The organism is Aequorivita sp. H23M31 (assembly GCF_004022485.1).
Taxonomy (GTDB): Bacteria; Bacteroidota; Bacteroidia; order Flavobacteriales; family Flavobacteriaceae; genus Aequorivita; species Aequorivita ciconiae.
Genome location: NZ_CP034951.1, coordinates 1,599,697 through 1,613,134 on the forward strand (window position 1 = coordinate 1,599,697; position 13,438 = coordinate 1,613,134).

The following is a 13,438-nucleotide window of genomic DNA, read 5'->3' on the forward strand; positions in this document are numbered from 1 at the left end:
TAATTTGCAATAGATCTTCAAGAAAATCATAAGTTTGAAATCACATTTTCCCATTTCCATCTTCATTCTGCTTTGGCTCAAAGTTTGCTATTTTTGACCAAAATTCTAATGATAATGAATAAGCTTGTTTTCACATTTTTCATCTTATGCTGCGGATTTATATTTTCCCAGGACAATACGGAAGTTTATGTTTTTGATATTGCTCCATCATACGGAGGTTTAGACGTGATGAATGCTCAAAACATCTCCAATAACAAAGGTTATAACAATCAACCGTCCTTTATTTCCAATGAAGTAGTCGTTTTTGCTAAAAATAATGAGGGTCAAACGGATATTGCGGAATACAACCTAACTACCAAAACAGAAAAATGGATTTGTAATGATACTGAAGGAAGCGAATATTCTCCCCAAAAATTTCCTACAAGCAATGATGTAGCGGCGGTGAGGTTAGATACGGATGGAAAACAAAGATTATACAGATATAATTCCGAAACAGGTGTCTCTAACGAAATAATAGAAAATCTCCAAGTGGCATATTTTGCCTTTTATAACAATGAGAAAATGCTGGCCACGGTTCTATCCGGCGACATTATGGATTTGGTTCTGGTTAACTTAAAAACAAAATCCACGGATACCTTATTGGAAAATGCAGGAAGATCTTTACAAAAAATTCCTGGTAACAATTCAATGTCGTATACCCTGGTAAATGAGGATAAAAATCTGGATTTATATGTATTGGATATGAATTTAAAGGAAAGTTTTTTTATATGTGAGTTACCTTCTGGAACCCAGGATTATGTTTGGCTAAACGACACACAAATTTTAACGGGAAAAGGAAGCAAACTTTATATTTATGATACCTTGGGAACATCTGAATGGAATAGAGTGGCTTCCTTGGAAGAATATGAAATAAATGATATCACCCGAATGGCAATAAGTCCGGACGGGAAAAAGCTAGCTCTTGTTGCAGCAGAAAATTAGAAATTCTTATAAAGAAGTTTTATACATTCTGTTTTTATTCTTTACTTAAGTCTGCAAACATTAAGGTTCCATCTCATTAAAAATATCAAACCATTATTACGCTTAAATCTGTACTTTTGGACGATATGCGCAAATTAGTCTGTTTATTTTCATTTAGTATTACCTTGCTTTTTGGAACTGGAAATCTTTCAGCACAAGAGATAGCGCTTTTGCATTATGGCGGAGGTGGCGATTGGTATGCGAATCCTACTTCCCTTCCCAACCTTATAAAATTCTGCAACCAGAATATCGACACGGCCATTCAGGAGAAACCAGAAACTGTTACTCCGGGAAGTGTAGATCTTTTTGATTATCCATTTGTGCATATGACGGGTCATGGAAATGTTTATTTTTCTCCTGAGGAAGCTGAAAACCTGCGGAAATATCTGATAAGTGGCGGTTTTCTTCATATAGATGACAACTATGGAATGGACCAATATATCCGAAAGGAAATTGTAAAAATATTTCCTAACAAGGAATTAAAAGAGCTGCCTGCCAACCATCCGATCTTTAATTATTTCTATAAATTCCCTCAAGGCTTGCCAAAAATACACGAACATGATGGACTGCCGCCGCAAGCGTTCGGAATCTACGTAGAGGACAGATTGGTTTTGGTCTATACCTATGAAACCGACCTTGGCGATGGATGGGAAAATCCAGAAGTTCATAACGATCCTCCAGAAGTAAGATTAAAAGCTTTGCAAATGGGCGCCAATTTGGTAAAATACGTATTTGAGAATTAGTCTTTGGAAATCAGCCATATTCCAAACTTCATTCTTAGACCATTTCAGAGCCTATATATTAAGGGAAGGCTGAGATAACCCCAAATTTTAAACTCAAAAACCAAAAATTGTTATGATTGAGTAAATTTGAGTGGCGAAACCCCGATGAAATTTGCATCGATGTCCTTAACATAACTTTTATTATTGACATCTTGGAATATAGTATATTTACCAAGTGAGAAACAGAGCAAAAGCAATTACTCTTGGTATCCTAAGAGCCGTGGCCATAATGGCCGGGATTGTTATTTTGTTGTGGTTTCTGTATCAAATACAAGAACTGATTCTCTTTATCGGTCTTGCCCTAGTACTTTCACTTATAGGACGTCCCGTAGTCCAATTTTTAAAACATCGTTGTAAGTTTGGGAATGCGTTGGCCTCGGTTACCACATTGCTTTTGATTTTAGGGGGTTTAGCATTACTGCTGAGTATTTTTATACCAGTAATTATTGAACAGGGAAAACATATTTCAAAAATTGATTTCAATCAGGTAAAGCAGGATCTAAACGAGTTAAACATTCAAGCCAGTGATTACCTGGGAGTAGACCACTTTCAATTGGTAGAGGCGTTTAAACGTTCCTCATATGTCCAAAATTTCAATGTTGAATTAATACCTAGTTTTCTGCAGATTCTCTTTGGAAGTATTGGAAGCCTTGTTGTTGGAATTTTTGCGGTACTTTTCATTCTATTTTTCCTTCTCAAGGATGAAAGCCTTCTCGCCCGGAGCGTGCTAACTCTATCTCGAACAGGTGATGAGGAAAAGTACAAACGGGTTCTGTTAAAGATAAACGAGCTTTTATCGCGTTATTTTATCGGTCTTCTGCTCCAAATGACGATTCTGGTTTTATTTTATTCCGTTCTCCTTCTATATTTGGAGGTTGAAGATGCCATTGCCGTTGCCCTCATCTGTGCCTTCCTTAACATTATCCCCTACTTGGGGCCACTAATAGGCTGGGCACTTATGCTCTTGGTAATAGTGTCCAACAATCTCGGCGCCGATTTTTCAACCGGACTTCTTCCTCTACTATTAATAGCATCCATTGGCTATGCCATTGCACAACTTTTTGATAATCTGATCTCCCAACCTGTGATCTTTGGGAGAAGCGTGCGATCACATCCATTGGAAATATTTATGGTTATTTTGATCGGTGGCTTTTTGTTCGGTATCATAGGAATGGTTTTGGCTGTACCTACCTATACAAGTATAAAAGTAATTGCCAAGGAGTTCCTCTCAGAACACAAAGTGGTAAAACACCTTACCCGAAACCTCTAATAATTGCTTAATAAAAAACTTTTAAATAGCGAAGTACAGGATTTTATAACGTCTTATGATGGCGATTTGTTCAAGCTCGCATTCGTGAAAAGTCCCTTTAAAAATGTTTCCATCCAAGAATTAGTTCAGCAAATTGAGAGCAGAAGAAAAGTGGAAAAAAAATTGCCCACATGGTTTGGATCGTCAAACATATTGTATCCACCAATGCTCAATCTAGAGCAAACCTCATCGGAAATTACTGGAAAATACAAGGCTTCTATGATAAGTGGAAAAACTATAGCAGATATCACCGGCGGGTTTGGTGTAGATAGCTTTTTCTTCTCCGAAAACTTTGAAGAAGTCTTTCATTTTGAAATTAATACCGAGCTTTCAGAGATAGCTCAACATAATTTTAAGGTTTTGAATAGATTAAATGTTCGTTGTTCAACGGAAGACGGACTGAATAACATTTTAAAAAATAAATATGACGTAATCTATTCCGATCCATCCCGTCGTCACGAAAGTAAAGGAAAGGTCTTTTTCCTGAAAGATTGCCAGCCCAATATTCCAGAAAATATTTATGAAGTATTAAATCACTGTGATATTTTTCTACTAAAGACCTCTCCGATGTTGGACATTTCGGTTGGTCTAAATGAATTGAAGGGTGTATCTGAAATACATATTGTAGCTGTTGAAAATGAAGTAAAGGAATTATTGTGGCTTCTTAGAAAAGATTATGAAGAACCATTAAAAATTTATACGGTCAATTTTACAAAATCAGCAATAGAAAAATTTCAATTTACTTGGAACCAAACTTCAGAAGCTTCATACAGTTTGCCACAAAAATATCTATATGAACCCAATACTGCCATTTTAAAGAGTGGAGCATTCAATTTACTTTCTGAAAAACTAGAGTTGCATAAACTTCATAAAAATACGCATCTTTATACAAGCCAAGCATTAAAAGATTTCCCCGGTCGAAAGTTTTTAATTGAAAAAATGGTTCCCTACACCAAATCTGAAATGCGGGCGGCATTATCTTTTGAGAAAGCCAATATCGCCATTAGAAACTTTCCTGAATCGGTTGCCACGATTCGTAAAAAATGGAAAATAGCAGATGGCGGAAACATCTATCTTTTCTTTACAACCAATTTGGAAGATAAGAAGATAATGATTGTTTGCTCTAAATTGTAAAGCACCTCTGAATGGATAATATTATACTCCACTTGATTGATTTTAATGCCTTTGAGATTTATCTATAAAAAAGACTATTTTTTGTTTGCGTTATTACAATTGAAGAGCTACATTTGCAACCGCAATTTAAAGCGATACGTTCATAAAAAATTGGAGAGGTGCCGGAGTGGTAACGGAGCAGATTGCTAATCTGTCGACGGGTAACCGTCGCCAGGGTTCGAGTCCCTGTCTCTCCGCATTGACATAAAACAGGAAGCATTCTAAGTTGCCGGATTTAGAATTTGTTTTTTTGTTAAGGTTGATAAAGTTCTAAAAAACTTTTTCGGGGTGTAGCGTAGCCCGGTTATCGCGTCCCGATTTTGCATCGGGAAGATCGCAGTTATCGAATCGCAAGAAGTTGAAAGTACTTCGGGGTGTAGCGTAGCCCGGTTATCGCGTCCCGATTTTGCATCGGGAAGATCGCAGTTATCGAATCGCAAGAAGTTGAAAGTACTTCGGGGTGTAGCGTAGCCCGGTTATCGCGTCCCGATTTTGCATCGGGAAGATCGCAGTTATCGAATCGCAAGAAGTTGAAAGTACTTCGGGGTGTAGCGTAGCCCGGTTATCGCGTCCCGATTTTGCATCGGGAAGATCGCAGTTAACGAATCGCAAGAAGTTGAAAGTACTTCGGGGTGTAGCGTAGCCCGGTTATCGCGTCCCGATTTTGCATCGGGAAGATCGCAGTTAACGAATCGCAAGAAGTTGAAAGTACTTCGGGGTGTAGCGTAGCCCGGTTATCGCGTCCCGATTTTGCATCGGGAAGATCGCAGTTAACGAATCGCAAGAAGTTGAAAGTACTTCGGGGTGTAGCGTAGCCCGGTTATCGCGTCCCGATTTTGCATCGGGAAGATCGCAGTTAACGAATCGCAAGAAGTTGAAAGTACTTCGGGGTGTAGCGTAGCCCGGTTATCGCGTCCCGATTTTGCATCGGGAAGATCGCAGTTAACGAATCGCAAGAAGTTGAAAGTACTTCGGGGTGTAGCGTAGCCCGGTTATCGCGTCCCGATTTTGCATCGGGAAGATCGCAGTTAACGAATCGCAAGAAGTTGAAAGTACTTCGGGGTGTAGCGTAGCCCGGTTATCGCGTCCCGATTTTGCATCGGGAAGATCGCAGTTAACGAATCGCAAGAAGTTGAAAGTACTTCGGGGTGTAGCGTAGCCCGGTTATCGCGTCCCGATTTTGCATCGGGAAGGTCGCAGTTAACGAATCGCAAGAAGTTGAAAGTACTTCGGGGTGTAGCGTAGCCCGGTTATCGCGCCTGCTTTGGGAGCAGGAGGTCGCAGGTTCGAATCCTGCCACCCCGACAAGAAGCCGGACAATTAATATTGTTCGGCTTTTTATTTTCAATGGTCGCATAGCTCAGCTGGATAGAGCACCTGCCTTCTAAGCAGGCGGTCGAAGGTTCGAATCCTTCTGCGATCACAGATAATCCCCTCTTTTCAGGGGATTTTTTGTATGCAATACTATGTCTACATATTATATTCTAGCGCAATAAACCGATATTATATTGGCCATACGGGAGAACCGATTGAAGAACGTTTAAGAAAACATCTTTCCAATCATTCGGGCTTTACCTCAAAAGCCAAAGATTGGGAAATAAAATATACCGAAAGATTCCGCACCAAATCGGAAGCATATACTCGGGAGTTGTACATTAAAAGAAAAAAGTCTGTAAAATTCATTCAAAACTTAATAAGCTCAGCGGGATATCCGCCAATACCGAACGGTACGGACGGGTAGGGAGCATCCCGAGGCAAGCTCGGGACGGTCGAAGGTTCGAATCCTTCTGCGATCACAGATGATCCCCTCTTTTCAGGGGATTTTTTGTATGCAATACTATGTCTACATATTATATTCTAGCGCAATAAACCGATATTATATTGGCCATACGGGAGAACCGATTGAAGAACGTTTAAGAAAACATCTTTCCAATCATTCGGGCTTTACCTCAAAAGCCAAAGATTGGGAAATAAAATATACCGAAAGATTCCGCACCAAATCGGAAGCATATACTCGGGAGTTGTACATTAAAAGAAAAAAGTCTGTAAAGTTCATTCAAAACTTAATAAGCTCAGCGGGATACCCGCCAATACCGAACGGTACGGACGTGTAGGGAGCATCCCGAGGCAAGCTCGGGACGGTCGAAGGTTTCTCCGAAATCTCGGGGCTTATGCAATAACAGACAATTCCCTACTTGAGCGGTTGTTTTACAAAAAGAATTTTACAAAGTAGATTCCTTTCAGGATCTCCCGGCCAATAAACAAAACTTAAGTTTTATATAAAACCCTTATTTCTGGCAATAGCAAGTAATTCTCGGTCATCCAGGCTATCCATATTAAAGATGTGTTTAAGCTGGCGCTTTCTCTTTTCGATCCCAGCGATGGATAGCGGTAAAATATCCGGGAGATCTTTCATTTTTGTGCCGATGGATAATTCATATAAAATCCTTCTATCAATATTATCCAACAGAAAATCGTTTGCCACGTGTTTTCGAAGTAACTTCAATACCGTTCTACTATAATAAGGTGGGTCATTGAGGAGCACATCAATTGTTTCAATAAGTTCCTTTGCGTTTATATCATTTTTTATCAAAAATCCATCGGGATCCAAACTCTTAAAAATACTATGCACTCGATAATTGTCATTAAGGGTAGTAGCAACTATAATTTTGGTGTTTGGCAACAACTTTCGAATTATTAGACCCAAATCCTCTCCCGAAAGAATCTTCCCATCCTTGGACGAAGGGAGCATAATATCCAAGAAAACGATATCCAATATTTTCTTTTCCGAAGAAAACGAATTTATCATCTTAATACCCTCATCACAATCTTCTGCCGTATATATAGAAAACGAAATAGAACTATTTTGCGTGCTGTAATAATCAAAAGCCGTCCTATAGGCGTCCAAAATTAAAGGATGGTCGTCTATGAGGAGAACCGAAATATTTTTATTTTCCATTTTATATTGCTTTATATTGGAATTTGAATGCTTATGGTAGTGCCTTCATTTGGGAGCGAATGGATACTAAATACCCCCTTTAATTTTTTCACTCGGGATTTCATATTTTTTAATCCAATGCCCTTTTTCTTCTGTTTTAGATTAAACCCTTGACCATCATCTTTTATTTCCAAGGTTATTTTTCCATTATTTAATAAGAAGGAAACGCAAACAGTATTGGCAGAAGCATATTTAATAATATTCTGAATTGACTCTTGAGTAATTCTAAAAAGATTTACTTTAATAGTATCGTCCAGGTTATCCCAACTAATTTCCTCGTCCAATCGCAGCTCATATTTAAAATTACCTATTTCGGAATTCGTTTCCATAAACTCTTTAAGTGTGTTTGGAAAGCTTATTTCGAAATCCTCAAAGTTATCACTTAATTTATGGGAAACTTCCCGTATCTCCTTTTCTATATTTTGAAGTTCCTCAAGGTATAAACTATGTTTTTCTCGTGTGAATTGATCCTCATTTAATGGTAAAAATCCCAAACCTACCCGTGTCCCGAATAATTTCCCCAAAATCCCATCGTGCAGTTCTTCGGCAATCCTGTTACGCTCCTCAATTCTTTCTTTCTCCAGCCTTTCTTGCTGCTTTAAGGTGATAAGATATATTTGCTCATTCGCTTTTTGCTGTTCATATTCCAGCTGTAATTTTTCGTGTTTCGATCTTTGGTTTCTTAAAAAAAACAATAAACCCAAAATGGAGAATGCGCTAATCCCAACCACAGAAATCCAAATCCTTTGTTGGGACAAGCGTTTGGCTTTTTCAATATAGCCGTCAGTTTCATAAGCTATACGGGCAAATTTGTTTTGAATCTTGCGCTCAACTTTTTGCAAGCTATCACTATAGTGAATGTGTCTTTTAAAATAATCCCGAGAATTGTTAGGTTCCAATTTTGCCAACAGCAACAGTGTCTCTAAATAATCAGCACTGTTTTTGATTTCATGTGCACCTTCATTGGCCTCTTTTGCAAGATGAATCGCTTGTATGGAGTCCTGCTTATAAATATAATATTCCGCTAAATAAATTTCACTGGCAACAACACCCGCCTTATTGTTCAAACTGTCACGAATATGCAACCCTTCATATAAATAATCAGCTACGTGGGCAGTATCTCGCATACGCAATAAACAATAGGCCTTATTGCTTAACACTCTGGCATAATGGTTTACATTTTTGGATTTTAGGTCTTTGTTGTTCAGAATCTGGTCAAAATATCCGATGGCCTCGGCAAATTCCCCCTTCTTTAAATAAGTATAACCAATATTATTTAAGGACCCTTCAAATAAGAAAGGATTGTCATTCACTTTATTAGCGTAGGTTATTGATTCATTATAATATTCTAACGCTTTGTCATATTCATAAATGTCATTTTGCAATTGCCCTAAAAGGTCATAACAGGAATACAATGATTTGTAATCTTTTAATTTTTCAAACTTTGGAATGGCATTAAAAATCAAAACCTCACTTCCGGAATAATCCTTAAACCGTGATTTTACAAAGGCCATTCCGTATTGAACTTTGGCAGATTCATATAGATAACCACCTTTATCGAAATAGGTATGAGCTAAATTAAAATGAAAATAAGCACTATCGTAGACCTCCTTGTCATTAAAATAGCTGGCGTAATTCCAATGAGCATCACCTATAATATAAAGATCCTCTGATTTTTCGGCAAGTCTTAAAACTTCATTATTTATATTTTTGAACCATAAGGTATCCCCTAAAATATAGTTTTGAAATGCGAGGGAACTCAAACTTTTTAGAGCCGAACTATCTATTTTAGATCTTTGTATGACACCATATGATTTCTGTAGCAACCGTAGTCTCTCCTCTTTGGTATAAGAGGCGTCCTTTGAAGCTTTTATCCAAACAGCGACACTGTCCTTAATGGAATTTGGAATACTGGCCTTTGATTTCTCAGTGTGATCATCACAGGAGTAAACCATGAAAGAAATGGAGACCAACAGAATGAGGAGAATCCGATATAGGAGATTAAATTTCAAAAATTATATTTCGAACAAAGCTATTAAAAAAGCCTCTAAAAATTAGAGGCTTAATATAAGATATTCCGTGTTACCGTTTACTTCCATTGTCGATAACAATAGTGTTATCATTTGTGGCCTGTGAGCCATCATTTGCGCTGGTATCGGCCAGAACTTCTGGCGAACAGGAGGTTATCAAGGATAACAGAAATAAAAAAATAAATAATTTAGGGAGTCTCATAATATAGGATTTTAAGGATTAACATTGGTTTTAGGGTGTTTTAAAAACTTTACCCGCCATTTACGGCAAGCATAATCAGTAGCTAAGATAGAAACCTTTTTACTACCTGACCCTTAAATAGTTAACATTTTAGGGATTTGGGTAGTAGGGCGAGTGAAAAGTTACTTCTATATAGGGAAATCAATTTAACGTGACTATCGTGCTATTCGATAAATCATTAAAAATACTTTCTATATTAGCATTAAATGTTTTGGTAAAAGGTATTTCATGCGCATTATTGATAACAAATATCGATTTACTATAATTAATTCTGGAAATACAGTTTTTATTAATAATAAAACTTTTATGAATACGTATAAAAGTTTGAGGGAGTTGATCTTCAAAAACTTTAAGTGTTTTATAGGCTCCCACTATCCTTCCATCTGCCATATAAAAATCAGTAGTATTATTATCTGCTTTTAGGTAAAGTATTTCATCGATATTTAAATATTGATAATCCTTGTTGGATTTCAAGCAAATAGTCTCATTTCTTTTTGCAACCACACTTTTTTGACCCTTTAAAAAACTCTTTCTAAGGGTGAGCTCACTCAATGGTTTTAAGAGATAATCGGCAAAACCATAGGCAAAGGCATCGAAGGCGTTTTCTTTGGTGGAAGATAGGGCTATAAAATGAGGCTTAATAAGACCATATTCGGATATGTCAAAAAGAAATTCACACAGCGAAATTTTGATTGTTTGAATATTGATAAAAACAATATCCGGTGCAACTTTTAAAACTAAATTTAGGGCACTTTCATGATTTTCGGCAGAAGCATAGAGGGAAATATCAGAAAAATCATTCCCTATAGCTTTTATCGTTTCAACTATACTTAGGTCATCCTCAATTATTAAGCAACGAATCATTCAAATAGTTTTAGACCAAATTAACCCTGATCTAGGAAAAAGATGTGTGGTTTAGGCTTTCTAAAAGTAAGGCAAAAGCCTACTTATTGTTGTTATTAACTAAATACCAGATGTTTAAAAGCTGATTTTTTATCTCATTTTAGGTCTTACTCTAATAGGAATCGCTTCTCTTTGGCCGTGTAATAATGGAAATAAAATAAAGGGTTTATCCTTACTTATTCTACGGAAAGAATTGCTTTGTACATCTTATAGTCTTTGTAATTTTGACAATAACGACAAACATATTACAATTTATAGTTTTAGGTAGATGATTGAAATAAACTACTTTTTTTAATGATAAATCTAAACCTCTTTTGATAATTGTTCATAATCCATGAGTAGCATAATTTTTTTGATCGACAAGAATTAAAAAAGTTGAATATTATAACTCCTCAGAACTCTGCTACGACTTGGAATAAAGGGCACTGTAATAGGTGCCCTTTATTTATCAATCTATAATGATAAAGATTTCATTCATTTTTGAGGAAGAAATAAAAACTATGAATGAGGTGCAATTTGGAAAGTTTTGATAGCTCTAGATTTGAATCAAATTAAAATTTCTTTCTTAAAAGTTTTTCCCGTTGGGATTTGGTCCCTAAAATCTTACTTCTACCAAAACACAAAAGGCCGGAATTTCTTATTCTGGATACTCCACTCTTAGGTGAAAAATATTGTTCAATTTTTTCTTTAATACCCTTTTTATCAATTGAATCTCCTTAAAGGTAATATCCGCATTGAGGAATTGCCCTTGATCCATCTGGTTATTTACAATTTTTTCCACAAGCTCCTCAACAATGGTGGAAGAAGGCTCTTTTAAACTTTTACTGGCAGCCTCTACACTATCGGCCATCATCAAAATGGCTGTCTCCTTTGAAAAGGGAATTGGACCGGGATATATAAAATCCTCTTTATTAGCCTTTCCCTGAATTTCACGTTCCTTGGCATAAAAATAATACACCAAAGTAGTTCCGTGGTGAGTGCGTATAAAATCGATTACTCTATCAGGCAGGTTGTTTTTGCGGGCAATTTCAATGCCCTTAATTACGTGATCTATAATGATACGAGCACTTTCCTTCGGATCCAATTCGGTATGGGAGTTAATAGAATTGACCTGGTTTTCCGTGAACATGGTAGGATTGAGCATTTTACCAATGTCATGATAAAGCGCCCCCACTCTTACGAGCATACTATTGGCGCCTATTTCATTCGCAGAAGCTTCGGCAAGGTTAGCCACATTTAACGAATGGTGGAAAGTTCCCGGAGCCTTATTGGACAGTTCCTTTAGGAGTTTGGAATTGGTATCACTAAGCTCAAGGAGAGAAACGTCTGAGACTAGTCCAAACAATTTTTCATAGAAATAAATAAGAGGATGGGCAAACAAGGTTGCCAATCCACAAAGAATAAAATACCCAAAATTCTCAACAGGAATTGTCTGTATATTTCCCTCCTGTATCACATAAAAAGCGAAATATCCTATGATATAAATTAGGGTAATTTGACCAACCGAGATAAACAGGTTAGCTCTTTTATACAATTCTGAAACGGTTAAAATGGTCACAATACCTGCAATAAATTGCAGAAACATATATTCAAAACTGTTCGGCACGATAAAACCAAGGAGCAAAACCGTTAAAACGTGGACAAACAGTCCCACGCGAGGATCGAAAAAAGCTTTGAGAATAAGAGGCAGGATACAAATGGGGATAACATAAACATAATCGGAGTGAACCTTGACAATGAGGGTGGTCAAGAAGACCATCAAAAAGACATTGAAAAAAATAAAAGTGACCTTCGTATTGTTGTGGTAGATATCCGATCGATATTTTTTCAGGAAGAGAAATAACATCAAGAATACCAAGGAAACCAATAGGGAATATCCCACAAGAAGCCATAAATAATTGTTTTTGCTCCAAATCTGACTTTGGTATTCAGCTTTAAGAGATTCCAAAATCTGGTACTTATCTCCCTCCACTACTTCGCCCTTAGCGATAATACGTCCGCCTTTCTCGATTACTCCTCTATTGGGATTTAATGCCTTTATTTCAGCATCAATGGAGGATTGCGTCAATTTATTGTTCAGTTTAACATTGGGCTCTAGGGATTCATTGAGCAAATTATAGAGAAGAGGCTGAATATCCTCGGCCTTATTTTTCTCAACAACTTCCCTTACTTTTTTGTCGAGGTTTCTCTTTTTAAACAACTGCGAATATTTCCGCTCTTCAATCTCATTACCGCGTTTTAGATAAATCAATTTATCATCGTCGTACGGAAGAATTTCATCTGAAAATCCATTGGCATATATCTCCTTTATAACGCCTTCACCCAATCGTTCTACCGTTCGTTTGGATGTGGTATAAAGACTATCTACATATTCCAGATCGAGATTATCGTGAAAATTGGTTTCAACATCGGTGATGGTTTCGGTATCAAAATCAAAATACGGAATGGAATTGTCCCGGATTTCCTGCTGTTCCTTTTTAAGAACTTCATCGCTTTTCTTTATAGAAAAACTAAATGGTGCATATAGATTTTCATATTGCCACGGTTTTCCCTTTTGAAAATTATATTTAAACTGCCCTCCCTTGGGCAAGAGATAAATTAACAGAAGTGTGGAAACAATAAATAAAAAAACCTTATAAATCAAGGATTGATTTCTGGCAAAGAAGGATAGAAGGTTCTTCATAAAAACTTAAGGTTAGAGTAAAGGTATAAATAAGGAACGGATTAACACAAATCTGAATTCTGAATTAGTTTTTTTGTATTTAGTAAATCCACAAATCTTTACAACTCAATAAAGAAGGGGCTCACAAAATTTCTCCTGAAAAAGATCAACCATTTTTTAAATGAATAGTCTTCATTTAAGTGTTATTGCTAGTGGCAGCTAACACTTATAATTGGAGGATTTTATCAAGAAATTTCCTTTTAGTTCAAGAAAAAATGATCCTAGATCACGTATTGACAAAACTCAATATCACCCCAAAA

General features: G+C 36.8%; 11 protein-coding genes and 3 tRNA genes. 9 read left to right on the forward strand and 5 right to left on the reverse strand.

Going from position 1 to position 13,438, the window contains the following annotated elements:
• Positions 1-114: 114 nt before the first annotated feature.
• The 9 genes from EI546_RS07030 (at position 115) to EI546_RS07070 (ending at position 6,398) form a co-directional block, all read left to right on the forward strand.
• Positions 115-981 carry a TolB-like translocation protein gene (locus tag EI546_RS07030; RefSeq protein WP_128249882.1) on the forward strand — a complete coding sequence of 289 codons (867 nt, stop codon included), beginning with the start codon at positions 115-117 and terminating at the stop codon, positions 979-981.
• 125 nt (positions 982-1,106) lie between these two features.
• On the forward strand, positions 1,107-1,763 hold the full coding sequence (locus tag EI546_RS07035) for a DUF4159 domain-containing protein (protein WP_128249883.1): 657 nt from the start codon (positions 1,107-1,109) through the stop codon (positions 1,761-1,763).
• Between the two features lie 214 nt (positions 1,764-1,977).
• Positions 1,978-3,072, forward strand: a complete 1,095-nt coding sequence (locus EI546_RS07040) for an AI-2E family transporter (protein WP_317127449.1) — start codon at positions 1,978-1,980, stop codon at positions 3,070-3,072.
• A gap of 3 nt (positions 3,073-3,075) precedes the next feature.
• Positions 3,076-4,245, forward strand: a complete 1,170-nt coding sequence (locus EI546_RS07045; RefSeq protein WP_128249884.1) for a class I SAM-dependent methyltransferase — start codon at positions 3,076-3,078, stop codon at positions 4,243-4,245.
• A gap of 152 nt (positions 4,246-4,397) precedes the next feature.
• A tRNA-Ser gene (locus EI546_RS07050) sits at positions 4,398-4,481 on the forward strand.
• A 1,033-nt stretch (positions 4,482-5,514) separates the two neighbouring features.
• Positions 5,515-5,589 (forward strand) — tRNA-Pro (locus tag EI546_RS07055).
• 44 nt (positions 5,590-5,633) lie between these two features.
• Positions 5,634-5,707 (forward strand) — tRNA-Arg (locus EI546_RS07060).
• A gap of 33 nt (positions 5,708-5,740) precedes the next feature.
• Positions 5,741-6,025, forward strand: coding sequence for a GIY-YIG nuclease family protein (locus EI546_RS07065; protein WP_128249885.1), 285 nt, complete (start codon positions 5,741-5,743; stop codon positions 6,023-6,025).
• Between the two features lie 88 nt (positions 6,026-6,113).
• Positions 6,114-6,398: a GIY-YIG nuclease family protein gene (locus EI546_RS07070; protein WP_128249886.1), complete on the forward strand. Its 285-nt coding sequence runs from the start codon at positions 6,114-6,116 to the stop codon at positions 6,396-6,398.
• 161 nt (positions 6,399-6,559) lie between these two features.
• Here the strand turns inward: EI546_RS07070 and EI546_RS07075 are convergent, their stop codons facing one another.
• The 5 genes from EI546_RS07075 to EI546_RS07090 all read right to left on the reverse strand — a co-directional run bounded on the left by EI546_RS07075 (position 6,560) and on the right by EI546_RS07090 (position 13,139).
• Positions 6,560-7,243, reverse strand: a complete 684-nt coding sequence (locus EI546_RS07075) for a response regulator (protein ID WP_128249887.1) — start codon at positions 7,241-7,243, stop codon at positions 6,560-6,562.
• Between the two features lie 11 nt (positions 7,244-7,254).
• Complete coding sequence (locus EI546_RS07080) at positions 7,255-9,294, reverse strand: tetratricopeptide repeat-containing sensor histidine kinase (RefSeq protein WP_128249888.1); 2,040 nt, start codon at positions 9,292-9,294, stop codon at positions 7,255-7,257.
• A 70-nt stretch (positions 9,295-9,364) separates the two neighbouring features.
• Positions 9,365-9,514, reverse strand: a complete 150-nt coding sequence (locus EI546_RS16210) for a hypothetical protein (RefSeq protein ID WP_164905197.1) — start codon at positions 9,512-9,514, stop codon at positions 9,365-9,367.
• A gap of 180 nt (positions 9,515-9,694) precedes the next feature.
• On the reverse strand, positions 9,695-10,417 hold the full coding sequence (locus tag EI546_RS07085; RefSeq protein ID WP_128249889.1) for a LytR/AlgR family response regulator transcription factor: 723 nt from the start codon (positions 10,415-10,417) through the stop codon (positions 9,695-9,697).
• 676 nt (positions 10,418-11,093) lie between these two features.
• A complete protein-coding gene (locus EI546_RS07090; protein ID WP_128249890.1) occupies positions 11,094-13,139 on the reverse strand; it encodes an HD family phosphohydrolase in 2,046 nt (681 codons plus the stop codon).
• Between the last annotated feature and the right edge of the window lie 299 nt (positions 13,140-13,438).

What these genes read in the sequence shown, in the direction of transcription:
- EI546_RS07030 (WP_128249882.1), top strand. Translation starts at nt 115, where the DNA reads ATGAATAAGCTTGTTTTCACATTTTTCATCTTATGCTGCGGATTTATA.
- EI546_RS07035 (WP_128249883.1), top strand. Translation starts at nt 1,107, where the DNA reads ATGCGCAAATTAGTCTGTTTATTTTCATTTAGTATTACCTTGCTTTTT.
- EI546_RS07065 (WP_128249885.1), top strand. Translation starts at nt 5,741, where the DNA reads ATGCAATACTATGTCTACATATTATATTCTAGCGCAATAAACCGATAT.
- EI546_RS07070 (WP_128249886.1), top strand. Translation starts at nt 6,114, where the DNA reads ATGCAATACTATGTCTACATATTATATTCTAGCGCAATAAACCGATAT.
- EI546_RS07075 (WP_128249887.1), bottom strand. Translation starts at nt 7,243, where the DNA reads ATGGAAAATAAAAATATTTCGGTTCTCCTCATAGACGACCATCCTTTA.
- EI546_RS16210 (WP_164905197.1), bottom strand. Translation starts at nt 9,514, where the DNA reads ATGAGACTCCCTAAATTATTTATTTTTTTATTTCTGTTATCCTTGATA.
- EI546_RS07085 (WP_128249889.1), bottom strand. Translation starts at nt 10,417, where the DNA reads ATGATTCGTTGCTTAATAATTGAGGATGACCTAAGTATAGTTGAAACG.
- EI546_RS07090 (WP_128249890.1), bottom strand. Translation starts at nt 13,139, where the DNA reads ATGAAGAACCTTCTATCCTTCTTTGCCAGAAATCAATCCTTGATTTAT.